This is a genomic window from Sphingopyxis sp. GC21 (assembly GCF_025727575.1).
Taxonomy (GTDB): Bacteria; Pseudomonadota; Alphaproteobacteria; order Sphingomonadales; family Sphingomonadaceae; genus Sphingopyxis; species Sphingopyxis terrae_A.
In genome coordinates this window covers 3,055,266-3,071,965 of sequence record NZ_CP095845.1, presented here as the reverse complement: position 1 = coordinate 3,071,965, position 16,700 = coordinate 3,055,266, and the positions used below count along the sequence as shown (strand labels likewise).

At 66.4% G+C, this 16,700-nt stretch carries 18 protein-coding genes; 2 read left to right on the top strand and 16 right to left on the bottom strand.

Annotated elements, in window-relative coordinates:
* Positions 1–2: 2 nt before the first annotated feature.
* From MU856_RS14915 to MU856_RS14895, 5 genes are all read right to left on the bottom strand, one after another.
* Positions 3–689: a response regulator transcription factor gene (locus tag MU856_RS14915; protein WP_058812258.1), complete on the bottom strand. Its 687-nt coding sequence runs from the start codon at positions 687–689 to the stop codon at positions 3–5.
* Complete coding sequence (locus MU856_RS14910; protein ID WP_062901609.1) at positions 658–1,089, bottom strand: PDZ domain-containing protein; 432 nt, start codon at positions 1,087–1,089, stop codon at positions 658–660. Before MU856_RS14910 ends, MU856_RS14915 begins: the two co-directional genes overlap by 32 nt.
* Positions 1,090–1,161: 72 nt before the next feature.
* Entirely contained in the window at positions 1,162–3,759 is a 2,598-nt protein-coding gene (gene mprF, locus MU856_RS14905; protein ID WP_062903101.1) for a bifunctional lysylphosphatidylglycerol flippase/synthetase MprF, read from the bottom strand.
* Positions 3,756–4,154, bottom strand: a complete 399-nt coding sequence (locus tag MU856_RS14900; protein ID WP_062901610.1) for a DUF2147 domain-containing protein — start codon at positions 4,152–4,154, stop codon at positions 3,756–3,758. Before MU856_RS14900 ends, mprF begins: the two co-directional genes overlap by 4 nt.
* 1 nt (position 4,155) lies before the next feature.
* Positions 4,156–4,965: an AcvB/VirJ family lysyl-phosphatidylglycerol hydrolase gene (locus MU856_RS14895; RefSeq protein WP_202988459.1), complete on the bottom strand. Its 810-nt coding sequence runs from the start codon at positions 4,963–4,965 to the stop codon at positions 4,156–4,158.
* 242 nt (positions 4,966–5,207) lie between these two features.
* Here MU856_RS14895 and MU856_RS14890 point away from each other — a divergent pair, with 242 nt between their 5' ends.
* Positions 5,208–5,492 carry a hypothetical protein gene (locus MU856_RS14890; protein WP_003041572.1) on the top strand — a complete coding sequence of 95 codons (285 nt, stop codon included), beginning with the start codon at positions 5,208–5,210 and terminating at the stop codon, positions 5,490–5,492.
* 93 nt (positions 5,493–5,585) lie between these two features.
* On the opposite strand, the gene hemN is transcribed toward MU856_RS14890, so the two are convergent.
* The 10 genes from hemN to ccoN form a co-directional block, all read right to left on the bottom strand.
* Positions 5,586–6,911 (bottom strand): oxygen-independent coproporphyrinogen III oxidase, encoded by a 1,326-nt coding sequence (gene hemN, locus MU856_RS14885; protein WP_202988478.1) that lies wholly within the window; start codon positions 6,909–6,911, stop codon positions 5,586–5,588.
* A 65-nt stretch (positions 6,912–6,976) separates the two neighbouring features.
* Positions 6,977–7,204 carry a hypothetical protein gene (locus MU856_RS14880; RefSeq protein ID WP_003041565.1) on the bottom strand — a complete coding sequence of 76 codons (228 nt, stop codon included), beginning with the start codon at positions 7,202–7,204 and terminating at the stop codon, positions 6,977–6,979.
* Positions 7,201–7,356, bottom strand: a complete 156-nt coding sequence (gene ccoS / locus MU856_RS14875; protein ID WP_062901613.1) for a cbb3-type cytochrome oxidase assembly protein CcoS — start codon at positions 7,354–7,356, stop codon at positions 7,201–7,203. The genes MU856_RS14880 and ccoS overlap by 4 nt, the downstream gene beginning before the upstream one ends.
* Positions 7,353–9,476, bottom strand: coding sequence for a heavy metal translocating P-type ATPase (locus MU856_RS14870; RefSeq protein WP_234178470.1), 2,124 nt, complete (start codon positions 9,474–9,476; stop codon positions 7,353–7,355). Before MU856_RS14870 ends, ccoS begins: the two co-directional genes overlap by 4 nt.
* Positions 9,473–9,934, bottom strand: a complete 462-nt coding sequence (locus MU856_RS14865) for a FixH family protein (protein ID WP_062901615.1) — start codon at positions 9,932–9,934, stop codon at positions 9,473–9,475. Before MU856_RS14865 ends, MU856_RS14870 begins: the two co-directional genes overlap by 4 nt.
* Complete coding sequence (gene ccoG / locus MU856_RS14860) at positions 9,931–11,403, bottom strand: cytochrome c oxidase accessory protein CcoG (protein ID WP_062901616.1); 1,473 nt, start codon at positions 11,401–11,403, stop codon at positions 9,931–9,933. The genes MU856_RS14865 and ccoG overlap by 4 nt, the downstream gene beginning before the upstream one ends.
* The gene (ccoP, locus tag MU856_RS14855; protein WP_263587818.1) at positions 11,390–12,331 is read right to left on the bottom strand and encodes a cytochrome-c oxidase, cbb3-type subunit III; all 942 of its coding nucleotides are present in this window, start codon (positions 12,329–12,331) and stop codon (positions 11,390–11,392) included. The genes ccoG and ccoP overlap by 14 nt, the downstream gene beginning before the upstream one ends.
* The gene (locus tag MU856_RS14850; protein WP_003041548.1) at positions 12,318–12,482 is read right to left on the bottom strand and encodes a cbb3-type cytochrome c oxidase subunit 3; all 165 of its coding nucleotides are present in this window, start codon (positions 12,480–12,482) and stop codon (positions 12,318–12,320) included. Before MU856_RS14850 ends, ccoP begins: the two co-directional genes overlap by 14 nt.
* Positions 12,479–13,252, bottom strand: coding sequence for a cytochrome-c oxidase, cbb3-type subunit II (ccoO, locus tag MU856_RS14845; protein ID WP_003041545.1), 774 nt, complete (start codon positions 13,250–13,252; stop codon positions 12,479–12,481). Before ccoO ends, MU856_RS14850 begins: the two co-directional genes overlap by 4 nt.
* A 14-nt stretch (positions 13,253–13,266) precedes the next feature.
* Positions 13,267–14,925 (bottom strand): cytochrome-c oxidase, cbb3-type subunit I, encoded by a 1,659-nt coding sequence (gene ccoN / locus MU856_RS14840; protein WP_003041542.1) that lies wholly within the window; start codon positions 14,923–14,925, stop codon positions 13,267–13,269.
* Positions 14,926–15,096: 171 nt separating this feature from the next.
* On the opposite strand from ccoN, the gene MU856_RS14835 reads away from it, so the two are divergent.
* The gene (locus tag MU856_RS14835) at positions 15,097–15,768 is read left to right on the top strand and encodes an OmpW/AlkL family protein (RefSeq protein ID WP_003041537.1); all 672 of its coding nucleotides are present in this window, start codon (positions 15,097–15,099) and stop codon (positions 15,766–15,768) included.
* A gap of 69 nt (positions 15,769–15,837) precedes the next feature.
* Here the strand turns inward: MU856_RS14835 and MU856_RS14830 are convergent, their stop codons facing one another.
* A complete protein-coding gene (locus tag MU856_RS14830; protein WP_003041534.1) occupies positions 15,838–16,530 on the bottom strand; it encodes a Crp/Fnr family transcriptional regulator in 693 nt (230 codons plus the stop codon).
* Positions 16,531–16,700: the final 170 nt, after the last annotated feature.

Sequence of the window (16,700 nt, the reverse complement as noted above, 5' to 3'; positions counted from 1 at the left end):
GGTCAGCTCGCGGCGCCGAGCATATAGCCCGCGCCGCGGATCGTATGGACCAGCGGCGTTGCGAACCCGTCGTCGATCTTGCGGCGCAGACGGCTGACATGGACATCGACGACATTGGTGCCGGGGTCGAAATGATATTCCCAAACCCCCTCCAGCATCATCGTGCGCGTCACCACCTGCTCCTTGTGGCGGAGCAGATATTCGAGCAGGCGAAACTCGCGCGGCTGCAGTTCGATCCGCTTGCCGGCGCGCGTCACGCGGCGATTGAGCAGGTTCATTTCCAGATCCTCGCAGTGCAGCGCCGTTTCGACTTGGGGGCCGTTGCCGGGCTTGGCAAGGAGCAGCTTGAGCCGGGCCAGCAGCTCGGAGAAGGCGAAGGGCTTGACCAGATAATCATTGGCGCCCGACGTCAGTCCCTCGACCCGCGCATCGACCGCGCCCAGCGACGACAGGATGATGACGGGCGTCGCGATCTGCGCAGCGCGCATCGCCGCGAGCAGCGCCATGCCGTCCATGCCGGGCAGCATGCGGTCGAGGATGATCGCGTCGTAACTGCCATCGGTTGCATGAAACAGGCCGTCGCGGCCGTCGGCGGCATGATCGACGACGAAGCCTTCGCCGGTCAGGCTCTTGCTGATGAAATCGGCGGTCGTCCGGTCATCTTCGACGAGCAATATTTTCTGCGACATGCACTGTCCCCGGCTGTGGCCCGCGCGTCGCGGGAAGATGCTTATAGCTTGTCCGGATGCCACGGCGAATGCGCAGCGTCACCCCCTTGCGCGCGTCGCGGCGTAGCCGCGCGGCGGCATCGGCCGCCGACGCAATGGGGCGGCCATCGATCCGGTCGATCCGGTCGCCCGCCGCAATGTCGGCTTTTGCCGCCGGACCGCCGTCCTCGACGCTGGTGACGACGAGCGCGATCGGCTGGTGGCGCCGGACAGGCTCCGCTTCGAAGGTCAATCCCCCCACCTGCCCCCCGCCACGCGAATGCGGCGAGGCATAGAGCCGCGCCGACAGAAAAATGATCCCCGCCAGCAGCAGGATCAACAAGGCCGTCGGCGGCATGGATCGGATGCGCGGCGGGTCCATTGGACCGGCGTAGCAGGCCGCGTCCCACCGCCCGATGGCGCGAAGATGAAACTGCGGTAATCTTGCCGGCGATCAGGCCGTGGCGGCGACGGGCGCGCGCGTGTCATTGCGCACCGGCGCACGCGAGACGATCTGGTGCACCGCCGCCATCGCCTGCGCAAAGGCCATGCCGCGGGGTCCGGCGATGTAGCGCGGCTGCCAATCGGTCGCGAATTTTGCCTTGTAGCTGCGCAAACCTTCGAAACCATAGAGCATCTCGCCATGGCGAAAGACGAAGGCGGCACCCTTCGCCCAAGCGGGCGCAAGCTTGCGCCCCTCGATCCCCGACAGTGGCGCGATGCCGAGCGTGAACCAGCGGTATCCCGCTTGCTGCGCATGTTGCATCAGGCGAATGAACAGGAAGTCCATGACGCCATAGGGGATGTCCTTCACATGGCGCATCAGGTCGACCGACATTTCGGTGCCATTGGGGGTCGCCAAAATATTGGCGAAAGCGACGATCCGCCCCCCTATCCGGACCACCGCGCAGGGAAAGCGCGCCATATAGGCGGGATCGAAGCGGCCGAGGCTGAACGCTTTTTCGCGCTGCTTCTTCGCGTGTAGCCAATCGTCCGACACGGCCTTGAGTTCGGCCAGATGCGCGGGAACCTCGGCGGCGGCGATTACGGCGAATTCGGCGCCGTCCTGCACCGCGCGGCGCTCGGCGTGGCGCAGCGTCTTTGCCTGCGGCCCGGCAAGGGTGAAGCGGGCAAGCTCGACGCGCGCCTCTTCGCCATATTTGACGATCGACAGCCCAAGGTCGATCGCTTGCGGCAGGCAGGCCGCGCTGATCTGATAGAGCAGGATACGCCCCTGCGCCGCGTCGGCCATCTCGCGCAGCTTCCACAAGAGATCGGCCCATCGGTCCTCGTTGCCGACCGGATCGCCCATCACGATCCAGTTGCCGCCCTGCACCCGGTACATCAGGAAGGCGTCGCCCTCGTCGGCGAGCAGGAAGCGCTTGTCGCCGGTATAGGCCAGAAAGGCATCGGTGCTGTCGCTGAGCGCCAGCGCCGGTTCGAGGGCATCGAACCCCACCGGCGTATCGCGCACCGTGCGGGCCGACGGCGCGAATAGCCGCCACAGCGCGAGGCCGGTGATCAGCACCGCGATCCCGAAACTCGCGCGCAGAAAACGCGGCGCGTCGCCGCGCAAGCTGAATTGCCACCACAGGCTGCTGGTATAATCGATATGCTTATAGGCAAAGAGGCCGACGAAGGCTGAGCCGAGGATGGCGATCAGCGCGGCGACGATCCAGCCGGTCGACAGCGGTGCGTCGATCAGCGCGGTCTTGCGATAAAAGGCCGGGCGGCTCCATTGCAGCGCGGCGCAGATGGCGAGGAGGATGACCGCCTCCTCATAGTCGAACCCTTTGGTCAGCGAAAAGATGGCGGCCGCTAGCAACAGCGCACGCGTCGCAACGAAGGCGCCGTTGAGGCGGCGTAGCAGGCCGGGCGCCAGGAAAAGCAGCAGCGTACCCGACAGGCTGGCCGCGATATGCGATGCCTCGACGAAGGGCAGCGGCAGGATATGCCGCAAATCGTGCATCCGTCCCGCCTCGGCGGGGGTCGACCCCGACAGGAGCAGGATCAGGCCGCCGGCGAAGACAAGTGCGGCGAACAGCGGCGGTGCCAGTTCGCGGAGAAGCGATTCGCTCGCCGCGGCGAACTGGCGCGCCGGGGCGTGCCACGCCTTGCTTTCGTGCCAGGCAAGCAGCAGCGCGGCGAGCAGCAGCGGCAGCAGATAATAGATGACGCGATAGGCGAGCAGCGCGGCGAGGAGCTGCGCCTTGTCGCCGGGGACCATCGCGATCACCACCGCCTCGAACACGCCGAGCCCGCCGGGCACATGGCTGATCAGCGCGGCAATGATTGCAAAGGCATAGCCAAGGAAAAAGGCGGGGTAGGCGGCTGGGTCGGGCGCCGGCAGCAGCACGAACAGCGCCGCGCTGGCCGCAGCCAGATCGAGCGCGGCGACGAGCGTCATCGACGCACTTGTCTTCAGGTCCGGGATCGGGGTGCGCCATCCGCCGATGTCGAGCGCGGTCAGCCCGAAATGGCGGAGCAGCAGCGGGATCAGGCACAGGGTCGCGACGACCATTCCGCCGAGATGCAACCAGTGCAGCGACAGGCCGATGTCGAAAATCGGCAGCAACTGCGTACTCGCCATGGCCGCCAGACCCGCGAGCAGAACGACGCCGTTCCAGAAGCTCAGGCTGGCGAGCGCGATCACGCTGCCGACCTCTCCGCCGCTGAGCCCGGCGGCGCGGTAGACGCGGTAGCGCGCCGAGCCGCCGGTCAGCAGGGCCAGGCCCAGATTGTGGCTGAGCGTGTAGCTTGTGAAGGAGGCAAGGGCCGCGGTGCGCCAGGGCAGTTTGCGGCCGATGACGCGCAATGCCCCCGTGTCGTAGAGGGTGAGCAGCAGATAGCTGGCCGCGGTGAGCAGCAGCGCGAATCCGATCTGCACGTTCGAAACCGCGCGAAAAGCCTCTCGAATCGCGTGCGGGCGCACCGAATGCAGCAAATGATAGAGCGCGGTGAAGCCGAGCGCCGCGACGACCAGCGCGGCTGCGATCGACAACGTCCGGCGATGCCGCGAGGCCCAGGATCGCACGCCCCCGAAAACCGTCATCGACGCGTCCACTCCTGATGTTTGCAGATCAGCCCGCCCAGGATGCAACCCGAAATTCGCAAGCTGTTCGGGTTCCTTACCTCGATCGTCGAATAAAAGCGACGACCCTGGTCGGGCACATAGACCTGCCCGGTCCAGCGCCCCGCACCCGTCGCGCGATAGTCGCTGAGCAATTCGGTGCCGATCAATGCCGTGACACCGGCGTCGCGCGCGTCGGAGAGGGCGGTGGGGCTGGCCCAGACGATATTGCCGCACAGCATCGCGCCGCAATTGCGCGTGCGCACCAGGATGGTGCCTTTCGGATTCTGCCAGACGCCGATCGGGCTGGCGGCGGGCGTCGGGGCCGGAATGCCGGTCGCGGCGCCGAGCAGCAGAGCGATTGCCAGAGCCTTCATATCAGTTTCTCCGTTGGGGCGGTGCGTGCATCCGGTCGGTCGCATGCGCAATGGCAGGGAAAATCGCGGCCTCGAGCGCCGCGTCGTCGGATTGCAGCTTGTGGCCGCCCGGCAAGGCGATCTTGCGCACGCCGGGCAAGGTCAGTTCGGGACACAGGCTGTCATTTTCCTTGATGCCCCAGATGCAGGTGAGCGGCGCCCAGTCGAGCTGCGATGCGGTCGGCAGGGCGAGTTGGTCGGGGATTTCGAGACCGGCGAGTTCGATCGGCGAGGCGCGGAAGATGATATCGTGGCCGGGGACGATCAGGATGACGGCGCTGATCGGCGTCCGGTCGGCCGCGGGCATCGCGGCGAGGCCGGCGTGCAACATGTCGGCGCCAAAGGATTGCCCGATCAGGACGACGCGGCGCGTGCGGCCGAGCCGCATCGCCCGCGCCATCGCATTCTCGATCAGCGTTGCCGCTTCCTGCGGCGTCCGGCGCGGCGAGAAATAGGCGAGCGAATTGACTGTCACTACCGCGTAGCCGCGGCGATTGATCCGCCGCGACACCGGCGGGGTCATGCCGACCTTGTTCCCCATGTCGCCCGACAGCATCACGATCGCAGGCCGGTCGGGTCCGGCGGCGTCCGACGCGAGATCGCGGTAGAGGGGTCCGTGATAATAGCCCGCCCAGACATAAAAATCGCCGAGCGCGAGCAGCGCCAGCAGCAGGCCGGCGAGCGCCAGCCGGACGCCGCGCCCCACGCCGCCGCGGCGGGCGGCGGGCGAAGCGGGTTCGGCGATCGATGCCAGGTCGGCGTGCGCGGTCACGGGGATACTCCCATTGAGCAGGATCGCGTTATGAAACCGGTCGGCCGTCCGGATGCTGGCGCGCAAATTACCATATTGTCATGTCGCGGCCATCACCCCGTCGGTCGCGGCCGCCTAATAGGGGTTTGTCCAAGGCGGGATCGCCCCCTGTCCACCCAGACCCCGCCCTGGACGTCCTGTTTCCCCGCCGGCCCCGTCGCGTTGACCGGGACCGTGCGGCGGGACCATTCGGAGTGATAGAGATGGCACGTTTTGGTTCCCTGATCGGCGTCGGCCTGGCCGCGACGATGATGATCGCCGCCCCGAGCTTTGCGGCAACCACCCCGGCGAAGCCCGCGACGACCGCGGTCAAGCCCGCCGCAAAGCCCGTCAAGCAGGCTGCCGCCAAGCCGAAGGCCGCATCGCAGCGCGTCGCCGCAGCCCGCCCCACCGGCCATATGGTCAAGGCGAAGCAGGCGAACGGCAAGACCGTGACCTATAATTGCAGCCTTCCCGGCAACAAGAACAAGCAGGCTTGCAAGGGCTGACCCCGGCACCCGAAGCCCCGAACAACCTGCTGCTGGCCAGCTCTCGCGCCCCGAGAGCTGGCCTTTCTTGTTCCGGCGAAGCGCGGCGCGCGATCAGCGCGCGATGGCGGCGGTATCGGCAGGGGCGATGGTGCCGCGGAAGCGGTCGAAGCGCGCCGCAATGGTGCGGGCATAAGGCTGCGACCCCTCATCCAGCACCAGTTCGTCGCCATCCCAGCGGATCAGTCCGCGCTGCGCGACATCGGTGAGCGCCGGGCGCGCGGCATCGGCCCATGCCGCGGGCAGCGCGGCGCGTCCCTGACACAGGATGGCCTTGATGATCGCGCCGCGCAGGCGGTCTTCATCGGCTACCGCGACGCCGCGCACGGCGGCAAGCCGCCCTTCGCCGATCAGGTCGCGATAGGGGCCGGCGCGCTTTTCATTCTGGACGATCAACCCCGGAAAGCGGCTGATCGCGCTCGCCCCGAAGCCGAGGAGGACGGGGGCGTCGTCTTCGGTAAAACCCTGGAAATTGCGGTTGACGCGCCCCGCCTTGGCCGCCGCGGCAAGCGGATCGCCCGGCAGCACGAAATGATCGAAGCCGACGGGAATATAGCCCGCCGCGGTCAGCCGTTCGAAACCGTGCGCCGCCTGTTCGAAGCGCAACCGGTCGTCGGGCAGGTCGGTCGCGTCGATGCGTCGTTGCCGCGGCAACATCGCGGGCAGATGGGCATAGCCGAACAGCGCGATCCGGCTGGGAGCGAGGCGGATCGTTTCGTCGAGCGTCGCGTTAAGATCGGCGATGCTCTGCCCCGGCAGCCCGTACATCAGGTCGAAATTGATCGCGTCGATCCCGCGCAGGCGCAGCGCCGCGACCGTCGCCTCGATATCGCGGAGCGGCTGGACGCGGCCGATCGCCTGCTGGATGTGCGGGGCAAAGGTCTGAACGCCCAGGCTGACGCGCGTGACGTTCGACGCGGCGAGCACAAGCGCCCATTCGGTCGTGAAGCCGCGCGGATCGATCTCGATCGATATTTCGGGCCGGCTGACGTCGAAGACGGTCAGCAGGCGGTCGAGGATGCGGACGAATTCAACGGGCGCGACCGCATTGGGGCTGCCGCCGCCAAAAGCGATATGCTGGACGCGCGCGCGGCCGCCGATCCGTTTCGCCACCATCGCGATTTCGGCGCGTAGCGCGACGAGATAGTCGGCGAGCCGCTGCTTGCGGCCCGCGGCCCCGGTATTGCAGCCGCAATACCAGCAAATCTGTTCGCAAAAGGGGATATGGGCATAGAGCGAAAGCGGCGTGGCCGGCTCGATCGCATCAAGCGCCCGCGCATAATCGGCTTCGCCCACCGCGTCGCCGAATTCCACCGCGGTGGGATAGCTGGTGTAGCGCGGCACGGGCTTTGCGAGCAGCTCAGGATAATAGGTCCACATGGCCATGGTCCTACGGGCGGGCGGTCTTTGCCGCATTGACCAAGGTCAAAGCGGCGGCGGCCATGTCAGCAACAACCCTTTTTGTCGTCGGTCGGCTTGCTGCGCCGCTCGGTCACGGCATGGCAGGGCTTCGAACAGGGGTGGTCGCCGGGCTTGTCCGGGGCGCCGGGAATGACGAGCAGATGCGTCCCGCCGCCGCATGCGGGAAGCAGCAAGATCTGCGCATCGCTGGCAAGCGGCGCGAAGGCGAGTCCGGTGGCGGCGGCGAGCGAGGCGAGCGGGCGCAGGATCATGGCACGGCATCCTCTTCATCCTCGACGAAGATGCGCAATGCGGCGCCGTCGAGATCGTCGAACTGGCCGTGGCGCAGCGACCAGAAGAAGGCCGCAAGACCGAGCAGTCCCAGCCCGAGCGCGATCGGGATCAGGAAAAGCAGGCCGTTCACCGGATCGCCGCCTTCAGGCGCAGCGCGTTGCCCACCACGATCAGCGACGAACCCGACATCGCGATGGCCGCGATCAACGGGGTTACGTGGCCGAAGATGGCGAGCGGCACCGCGATGATATTATAGCCGATGGCGAGCGCGAAATTCTGCTTCACGATCCGCTGCGTCCGGCGCGCCATGCGCACCGTCTGCACCACCGGCATCAGCCGGTCGCCGAGGAAGATGCAGTCGGCGGCATTCTTGCCCGCGTCGCTTGCCGATCCCGGCGCCATAGAGGCATAGCCGGCGGCCAGCGCCGGGCCGTCGTTGAGGCCGTCGCCGATCATAAGCACCCGGTGTCCGGCGCCCGCATGACGGGCGATCGCGGCGAGCTTGTCCTGCGGCGTCATGCCGGTCTGGGCGGTGATGCCGAGTTCGCGGGCGACGGGTGCCACCGCCTCGGCCCGATCGCCCGACAGGATCGTCGCGTCGATTCCCTCGGCCGCCAGCGCGTCGATTGCGGCGCGTGCGTCGGGGCGAAGCTGGTCGGCGAAGCGGATCGTCGCGAGCGGATCGCCGTCGATGGCGAGTTCGGTGGCCAGCGCGGTGCCCGCCGCGGGGCTTTGCGGGCGCCCGAGCGTGACCTTGTGACCATGCCAGTCCGCCTCGATCCCGAAACCCGGCGTTTCGCGTATAGTCTGGACCGCTTCGGGTACCACGCCGAGCGCCGACAGACCGCGCGTCAGCGCTTCGCTGAGCGGGTGGCGACTGGCCTGCGCCAACGCGAGGAGCAGCGGGCGATGGGCGGGATCGACGGCGTCGAGATCGGTGGCGACCGGCCGGCCGAGCGTCAGCGTCCCCGTCTTGTCGATCAGCGCCCGGTCGACCTCGGCCATGCGTTCGAGCGCCGAGCCGTCCTTGATCAGCACACCGACCCGCATCAGCGCCCCCGCTGCGACGATCTGCGCCGCCGGAACCGCAAGGCCGAGTGCGCAGGGGCAGGTGATGATGAGCACCGCGACCGCGATCAGGAGGCTATGATGCCAGCCTGCGCCCGCGATCATCCAGCCCGTGAATGCGAGCAGCGCGAGCGTGTGGACCGCGGGCGCATAGAAGCGTGCGGCGCGATCGGCGATGCGGACATAGCGCGACTTGCCCTGCGCCGCCTCGCCCATCAGTCGTGCGATATCCGCGATGGCGGTGTCGGCGCCCGCGGCGGTGATCCGGACGCGGATCGGCGCGCCGAGATTGAGCGTGCCCGCGTGGACATGGTCGTCGACATGCACCGCCTGCGGCGCGCTTTCGCCGGTGAGCAGCGACAGGTCGATCTGGGTCGACCCCGCGACGATCACCCCGTCGGCGGCGAGCCGTTCGCCGGCGGCGACCAGCATCACCATGCCCGGCTGAAGCGCGGTCGCATCGACCCAATGGCCGCTGTCTTCACCGCGCAGCACCGTCGCGCCGGTGCCCATGTTGCGGAGCAGGGCGGTAACGCCGCCGCGGGCGCGGTCGCGCATCACGCTGTCGAGCCAACGTCCGCAGAGCAGGAAGAAGAGGAGCATGACGACGCCGTCGAAATAGGCGTGCTGGCCGTGCGTCGCGGTTTCGTAGACGCTGAGCGCGCTGGTGATGACGACGCCGATGCTGATCGGCACGTCCATATTGGTCCCGCCGTGGCGCAGCGCGCGCCATGCCGAGCGGAAGAAGGGGCGCCCCGAATAGGCGACGGTCGGCAGCGCGATCGCCGCCGACAGCCAGTGGAACAGGTCGCGTGTCGCGCCCTCGGCGCCCGACCAGACCGATACCGACAGCAGCATGACGTTCATCATCGCGAAGCCCGCGACGGCCACCGCACGCAGCAATTCGCGGCTGCTCGCCGCTTCGGGATCGCCTTCGCCGGGGGCGTCGCCGATCGGATGCGCCTCGAACCCCAGCAGCGCGAAGGCGCCGACCAGATCGGGCGTCTCGGCGTCGGGGGTGCAGGCGATATGGACGCGCTTTTCGGTGAAGTTGACGCGCGCCGAAGCGATGCGCCGGTCGCGGACCAGCCCTTGTTCAAGCTTCGAGATGCAGCCCGCGCAGCGGATATCGGGAACCGCGAAGTCGCGCTCGACCAGTGGCGAGGCGGTGGCAACGCTCATTGCAGATCGATCTGGTAGCGGGCCTCGTCGGCGCCGTGCCGGACCGAAAGGTCGAGCCGCCAGCGGCCTGCCGGCACCGTTTCGCGCGAGATCAGGCGGCCGTCCGCTGCCGGCGCGAAATGCACCGCGCGCGCCGGCAACTGGCCGAGCGGGTGGCTGAGCGTCGCGGTCGTCGCCAGCCCGCCGAGCGGCTTGCCCTGACTGCGGACGGCGAGTTCGATGTGGCGGTCGGCATCGAGCGTGGCGCTCTTGTCCCAGCCCAGCCGGTCCTGCGCGGCGGCGCGGGCGAGCCATTCGTTGTAGTGCTGGCTCGCGATATAGCTGTTTTCGACCACCGTGCCGCCGAAAGTCGAGAGGGCAAAGCGCGCCATGACGATGTTCACGGTGATGACGACCGCAAAGAAGGCGACGAGGATCGTCGTCATGTGCCAACCGGTGAAGCGGCGCGCCTTGCTCATTGTCCGGGCTCCTGATTGTCGGCCGGCGGCCGGTCGAACTGGATGGTCTCGCTGTCGCCGCGCGGATCGCCGTCGAGGCCGCGCGTCGCGATGGTGAAATCCTGTCGCGCCGCGCCCGCGGCGGGGGCGGCGACGAACAGCTTGACGCGGGTGACGCTGTCGGGTGCGAGCGTCAGCGTGATCCGCTGCGCCGCCTTGTCGCGCGAGCCCTCCTCGGTCCACAGCGCCGCGTCCTTGAGCCCGCTGACCGTCACCTCGACGCCGCGCGGGCGCGTTTCCATATTGCGCAGCTTGAGCGTGTAATTGTTGCGGATATACCCGTCCGAAAGCTGGACGTAGAGCGGACTGCGCTCGTGCTGGACGGCCAGGTCGAGCCGCGTGCGCTGGCCCAGCGTGAACAGCATCGCGGCGCCGATCGCGCACCAGATCGAAAAATAGATGATCGTGCGCGGACGGAACAGCGTCTTGCGCACCGGCCGCGCGGTGCCCCCGGCCTTTTCCGCGGCGGCATCCTCCAGCGTGCAATAGTCGATCAGGCCGCGCGGACGGCCGACCTGCGCCATCACCCCGTCGCAGGCGTCGATGCACAGCGCACAGGTGATGCAGCCGATCTGCGGCCCTTCGCGAATGTCGATGCCGGTGGGGCAGACCGCGACGCATTGGTTGCAATCGATGCAGTCGCCGAAGGCGCCGGGGTGCGCCATCGCCTTCTTGGTGCTGCCGCGCGGTTCGCCGCGCCAGTCCTTGTAGGTCACGAGCAGCGACTTTTCGTCCATCATCGCGGTCTGGATGCGCGGCCAGGGGCACATGTAGATGCACACCTGTTCGCGCATGAAGCCGCCGAGGACGAAGGTTGTCGCGGTCAGCACCGCGACGGTGCCATAGGCGACGGGCGCCGCCTGGCCGGTCCAGAAATCGTGCGTCAGCGTCGGCGCATCGGCGAAATACATGATCCACGCGCCGCCGGTCCAGAAGGCGACGGTCAGGTAGATCGCATATTTGAGCGCGCGCCTGGCGATCTTTTCGGCCGTCCACGGCCCCTGCGCGAGGCGGATCTGCGCGTTGCGGTCGCCATCGACCAGCCGGTCGACATGCTGGAACAGGTCGGTCCACACTGTCTGCGGACAGGCATAGCCGCACCAGGCGCGGCCGACCGCGCTCGTCACCAGAAACAGGCCGATGCCCGCCATGATCAGCAGGCCGGCGACATAATAGAATTCGTGCGGCCAGATTTCGATCTGGAACATGTAGAAGCGCCGGTGCGCGAGGTCGACCAGCACCGCCTGATCGGGCGCATAGGGGCCACGGTCCCAGCGAATCCATGGCGTCGCGTAATAGATCGCCAGCGTCACCGCCATGATCGCCCATTTCAGGCGGCGAAAAGGGCCGTCCACCCGCTTGGGATAGACGCCCTTGCGCGCCGCGTAGAGCGATGCCGTGCCGCCGGTCGGATCGTCAGGGCTGGCCATCGGCTCCCTGTCCTTTCGGGGCGGCTGCGGCGACCGCTGCGGGGGCGGGCGCCTTTTCGCCGCCGCCCAGCGAATAGACATAGGCGGCCAGCATCTTGATCGTCACCGGATCGAGCCGTTCGCCCCAGTGCGGCATCACGCCGTTGCGCGGATGGTTGATCGTCGCGGTCAGGCTGGCGCGATCGCCGCCATAGAGCCAGATGGCGTCGGTCAGCCTGGGGGCGCCGACGCTGCGGCCGCCTTCGCCCCCCACGCCGTGACAGACCGCGCAATTGGCCGAGAAGAGCGCGGCGCCGCGCGCCGACGAGGCGCTGGGTTTTTCCTGGCGGCTGATCACGCGGACATGGCTGACGACATCGGCAATCTGTCGGGCGTCGAGGATGCCGTCGCGGCCGAAGGCGGGCATCTGACTGGTCCGCGTCGCTGCGACGTCGGGATTCCGGATGCCGTTGGTGATCGTATAATGGATAGCGGCAAGGTCGCCGCCCCACAGCCAATCATCGTCGGTCAGGCTGGGATAGAGGTTTTTGACCCCGGCGCCGCCGGCACCATGACATTGGACGCAATGGACGCGAAATGCCGCGCCGCCACCCTGGGTGGCCGCCTGCATCAGGTCGGGTCTGGCGGGCAGTTCGGCGATCGGCGTCGCGGCGATTGCGTCGACGATCGGAGCGCGCCGCCGGGTTTCGGCGGCGAGTTCCTTTTCGAGCTGGCCGCGGCTGCTCCAGCCGAGTGTGCCCTCGGTCGCGCTGCGGATCATCGGCCAGGCGGGATAGAGGATCACATAGACGATCCCCCAGATGATCGTCGCATAGAGTGACCACAGCCACCACCGCGGCATCGGCGTATCGAGTTCCTCGATGCCATCCCATTCGTGACCGGAGGTGGCTGTGCCCGTCACTTCGTCGATGCGCTTATCTTCGGCCATTGTCGTCTTCCTTGAAGATCATGTTCGCTGCTTCGTCATGGTGGCGGGCGGCTCCCTTGCGGAACGGCCAGGCGATGAAGAGGAGGAACATCGCCACCATGACGATCAAGCCCCAGCTATCGGCGAAATGCCGTATCTCGTCATAGGTCATCGCGCTTTCTCCTGCGCGATGTCGGCGGCGTGCGCCTGTTCCTGCGGCGCCGCCTTGTCGACGTCGACGAGCGTTCCGAGCATCTGGAGGTAGGCGATCAGCGCGTCCATTTCGGTAAGACGCGCGGGATCGCCGTCGAAATCGCGGACCTGTGCCTTGGGATAGCGTTTCTGGAGATCGGCGGCCGACGCGGGATCGACCTGTGCCTTCAAATCCTCGTTGGCCTTGGCGATATCCTCCTTGGTATAGGGAACGCCGACGCGATAGAGCGCGGTCAGGTCGTTGCGCAGATCGTCGGTCCGAAGGTCGTTTTCGGCAAGGAAGGCATAGGGCGGCATGATCGATTCGGGCACGACGCTGCGCGGATCGATCAAGTGCGCGCGATGCCATTCGTCCGAATAGCGGCCGCCGACGCGCGCCAGGTCGGGGCCGGTGCGTTTCGACCCCCATTGGAAGGGATGGTCGTACATGCTTTCCGCCGCCAGGCTGTAGTGGCCATAGCGTTCGACCTCGTCGCGGAAGGGTCGGATCATCTGGCTGTGACAAAGGTAGCAGCCCTCGCGGATATAGATGTTGCGGCCGGCGAGTTCGAGCGGAGTATAGGGCCGCATGCCGTCGACCTTTTCGACGGTATTGTCGATCCAGAACAGCGGCGCGATCTCGACGATGCCGCCGATCGCCACGGCGACGAGCGAAAAAAAGCCAAGCAGGGTGATATTGCGTTCGAGCTTCTTGTGGCTGAAGCGCTTTTCGGTGGATTGGGTGGCCATGGCCTGGAGGCTCCTTATTCGGCGGGAACGGGCGCCAGCGGGCGGTCCGCGGCGGCGTTATAGGGGGTCTCGGTCATCGGCTTCTCTTCGCGGACCTTGCCAGCAATCGTCGCCCAGACGTTGACGATCAGCAGGACAAAGCCGGCGAGATACATCGCCCCGCCGGCAGCGCGGATCAGATACATCGGGTGCATCGCCGCGACGGTTTCGGCAAAGCTGTAGACGAGGTAGCCGTCGGCGCCATATTCGCGCCACATCAGACCCTGCATGATCCCGGCGACCCACATCGAGGCGGCGTAGAAGACGATCCCCAGTGTCGCGAGCCAGAAGTGCCAGTTGACCATGCGCAGCGAATAGAGGCGCGGCCGTCCCCACAGGCGCGGCACCAGATAATAGACTGCGGCAAAGGTGATCATGCCGTTCCAGCCCAGCGCGCCGGCATGGACGTGCGCGATCGTCCATTCTGTATAATGGCTGAGCGAGTTGACCGCCTTGATCGAGAGCATCGGCCCCTCGAAGGTCGCCATGCCATAGAAGGCGAGGGCGATCACCATCATGCGGATGATCGGATCGGTGCGGATCTTGTCCCATGCGCCGTTCAGCGTCATCAGCCCGTTGATCATGCCGCCCCAACTCGGCATCCACAGCACAACCGAAAAGACCATGCCCAGCGTCTGCGCCCAATCGGGCAGCGCGGTATAGTGCAGATGGTGCGGACCCGCCCAGATATAGAGGAAGATCAGCGACCAGAAGTGGATGATCGACAGGCGATAGCTGTAGATCGGCCGTTCGGCCTGCTTGGGGACGAAATAATACATCATCGCAAGGAAGGGTACGGTCAGGAAGAAGGCGACCGCATTGTGCCCGTACCACCATTGCGTCAGCGCATCCTGCACCCCCGCGAAAGCCGAATAGCTTTTTGACCCGAAGATCGTTGCCGGCACCGACAGATTGTTGACGATGTGGAGCATCGCGATGGTGATGATGAAGCTGAGGTAAAACCAGTTGGCGACATAGATATGCGGCTCGCGGCGTTTGACGATCGTGCCGACGAACACGACAAAATAGACGACCCATACGATGGTCAGCCACAGATCGACATACCATTCGGGTTCGGCATATTCGCGCGCTTCGGTGACGCCCATCAGATAGCCGGTGGCTGCGAGCACCAGAAAAAGCTGATAGCCCCAGAAGACGAAGCGGGCGGCGCCCGGAAAGGCGAGCCGCGCGCGGCAGGTGCGCTGGACGACATAGAAGCTGGTCGCGATCAGCGCATTGCCGCCGAAAGCAAAAACCACGCCCGAGGTGTGCAGCGGGCGCAGCCGTCCGAAGGTCGTATATTCAAACCCCAGGTTAAGCGCGGGATAGGCAAGCTGGAGCGCGATATAAAGGCCCGCGATAAGACCCGCGGCGCCCCAGAAGATCGTCGCGATCACCCCCCAGCGGATCGGGTCGTCGTCATAGACGCCTTCGTCCGCGGGCATTTTCAATATGCCGCGCGCGATGCCGTCGAAATCGGCGCGCGAGACGGTGGCCCACAGGACGGCGAGGCAGGCGACCGCGACGATCCCCATATGCACCGCAAAGGGCGCATCGACCGCGAGCGCCGCCATCACGAGCGCGAGAAGGGCGAGGCCCAGCCAGCCGCCCGCTTTCAATACCACACCGTCCATAATGCTTGTCCCTGCTTGGCGCGGTCCCTTCGACCGCACGGCTGGGAACCGCTCATGGACGGGGACGGTGGCCAAAACATTGACCAGGATCAAGCAATTTTTTGCGTTCCATCAATGCGCGGTGCGGCGGGCAAGCGCAGGGAGGCGCTCGTCAACGCAAGGAGTCACGACATGAAGACGCATTATCTCTCCCTCGCCGCTCTGGCCGCCGCGATGGTGGTTCCGGGCCAGGCCCAGGCCAAGGCCGGGGACGTTCAGGTGAAGCTGCTCGCGACCCTCGTCGCGCCCGACGGCAAGATCACCGACGTTAAATATGACGGCCTCAGCCTGCCCGCCGGGACGCAGAGCAAGGCGAACGACAATGTCACGCCGACGATCGCGGTCGAATATTTCGTCACCGACAATGTCTCGCTCGAAACCATTGCCGGCGTGACCCAGCACGACGTCGATGGCGCCGGGGCGCTGGCGGGTGCCGAGCTGGTGTCCGACGTCAAGATCATCCCGGCGACGCTGACGCTGAAATATCATTTCGGCCGCGACGGCGGGATTCAGCCCTATGTCGGCGCCGGCCCGAGCTATTTCTTCTTCATCGACGAAAAGCCGGGCGTGACGACGCGCGGACTGGGCGCGACGCGGCAGAAGATCAACGACAAGTTCGGCGCCGCGGTGCAGGCCGGGATCGATATTCCCGTGAATGACAAGGGGCTGGCGGTCTCGTTCGATGCGAAGCGCTATTTCCTGCGTCCGACCGCGACCTGGTATGCGGGTACGACCGAAGTGCTGCAAACCAAGCACAAGCTCGACCCGTGGGTGATCAGCGCGGGGGTGGCGTTCCGCTTCTGAAGCGGCGCGCGGCGCTGATCGGCGACATGTCCCCGCCGGGTGGTGGGGGTGTGTCGCCGACGCCGCCGGCTATCCCGCCATCGCTTCCATCGCGTCGCGATCGGTAATCACGATCTCGCGGCGCGAGGGGAGGTCCAGAAGACCGTCGGAGCGCATCCGGGTGAGCTGACGGCTCGTCGTTTCGATCGTCAGCCCCAATATGTCGGCGATTTGCTGGCGTCCGAAGGGTAACTCGAAACCGTTACGCGTGCCGCCGACCTGGCATCCCTGCCCCGAAAGCCGTTCGGACATTTCGAGGAGGAAGGAGGCGACCTTTTCCGACGCCGATTTGCGACCGAGCAGCATCATCCAGTGCCGCGCCCGGTCGAGTTCGTCGAGCGTGCGGCGCAAGAGCTTCTGTTGCAGGTCGGGATGGTTGCCTGCAAATTCGTCGAAGGCGTTGCGGTTGAAAATGCAGACTTCGGCATCGGTCATCGCGGTGACGCTGTACGGGCTTTCCTTGCCGAACGGGCGGCCGATGAAATCCGACGGAAAAACGATGCCGACGATCTGCTCGCGCCCGTCGGCGGTCGCGACGACCAGTTTAAGTACGCCTTCGAGGACATTGGCGACCACCGGTGCGTCGTCGCCTTCCCAGAGCAGCGTCTGGCCCGCCTTGACGCGCTGCTTGCGCCCCATCTTGCCGAGCAGCAACAGCTCCTCGGGATTGAGGCTCGCACAGATCGCGCGGTTTCGCACGACGCAGGATGCACAGTCGGTCACGCCGTTCGCCTAGCCGAATGCGCGGCATTTGGAAATAGCGAGAGCTTCCGCTCTGGCGGGATGAGGCGCCGTCGCGGAATCCCGGAAATTCGCGCCTCGGGCGTGCCGGTGACGCAGGATGATACGCCTATCGCGCCCCTCGTAACTTGATTTCGAATCATGATCCTCTA

Coding starts and splice junctions, on each gene's coding strand:
- MU856_RS14915 (WP_058812258.1), bottom strand. CDS start 689: ATGTCGCAGAAAATATTGCTCGTCGAAGATGACCGGACGACCGCCGAT.
- MU856_RS14910 (WP_062901609.1), bottom strand. CDS start 1,089: ATGGACCCGCCGCGCATCCGATCCATGCCGCCGACGGCCTTGTTGATC.
- mprF (WP_062903101.1), bottom strand. CDS start 3,759: ATGACGGTTTTCGGGGGCGTGCGATCCTGGGCCTCGCGGCATCGCCGG.
- MU856_RS14900 (WP_062901610.1), bottom strand. CDS start 4,154: ATGAAGGCTCTGGCAATCGCTCTGCTGCTCGGCGCCGCGACCGGCATT.
- MU856_RS14890 (WP_003041572.1), top strand. CDS start 5,208: ATGGCACGTTTTGGTTCCCTGATCGGCGTCGGCCTGGCCGCGACGATG.
- hemN (WP_202988478.1), bottom strand. CDS start 6,911: ATGTGGACCTATTATCCTGAGCTGCTCGCAAAGCCCGTGCCGCGCTAC.
- MU856_RS14880 (WP_003041565.1), bottom strand. CDS start 7,204: ATGATCCTGCGCCCGCTCGCCTCGCTCGCCGCCGCCACCGGACTCGCC.
- MU856_RS14870 (WP_234178470.1), bottom strand. CDS start 9,476: ATGAGCGTTGCCACCGCCTCGCCACTGGTCGAGCGCGACTTCGCGGTT.
- MU856_RS14865 (WP_062901615.1), bottom strand. CDS start 9,934: ATGAGCAAGGCGCGCCGCTTCACCGGTTGGCACATGACGACGATCCTC.
- ccoG (WP_062901616.1), bottom strand. CDS start 11,403: ATGGCCAGCCCTGACGATCCGACCGGCGGCACGGCATCGCTCTACGCG.
- ccoP (WP_263587818.1), bottom strand. CDS start 12,331: ATGGCCGAAGATAAGCGCATCGACGAAGTGACGGGCACAGCCACCTCC.
- MU856_RS14850 (WP_003041548.1), bottom strand. CDS start 12,482: ATGACCTATGACGAGATACGGCATTTCGCCGATAGCTGGGGCTTGATC.
- ccoO (WP_003041545.1), bottom strand. CDS start 13,252: ATGGCCACCCAATCCACCGAAAAGCGCTTCAGCCACAAGAAGCTCGAA.
- ccoN (WP_003041542.1), bottom strand. CDS start 14,925: ATGGACGGTGTGGTATTGAAAGCGGGCGGCTGGCTGGGCCTCGCCCTT.
- MU856_RS14835 (WP_003041537.1), top strand. CDS start 15,097: ATGAAGACGCATTATCTCTCCCTCGCCGCTCTGGCCGCCGCGATGGTG.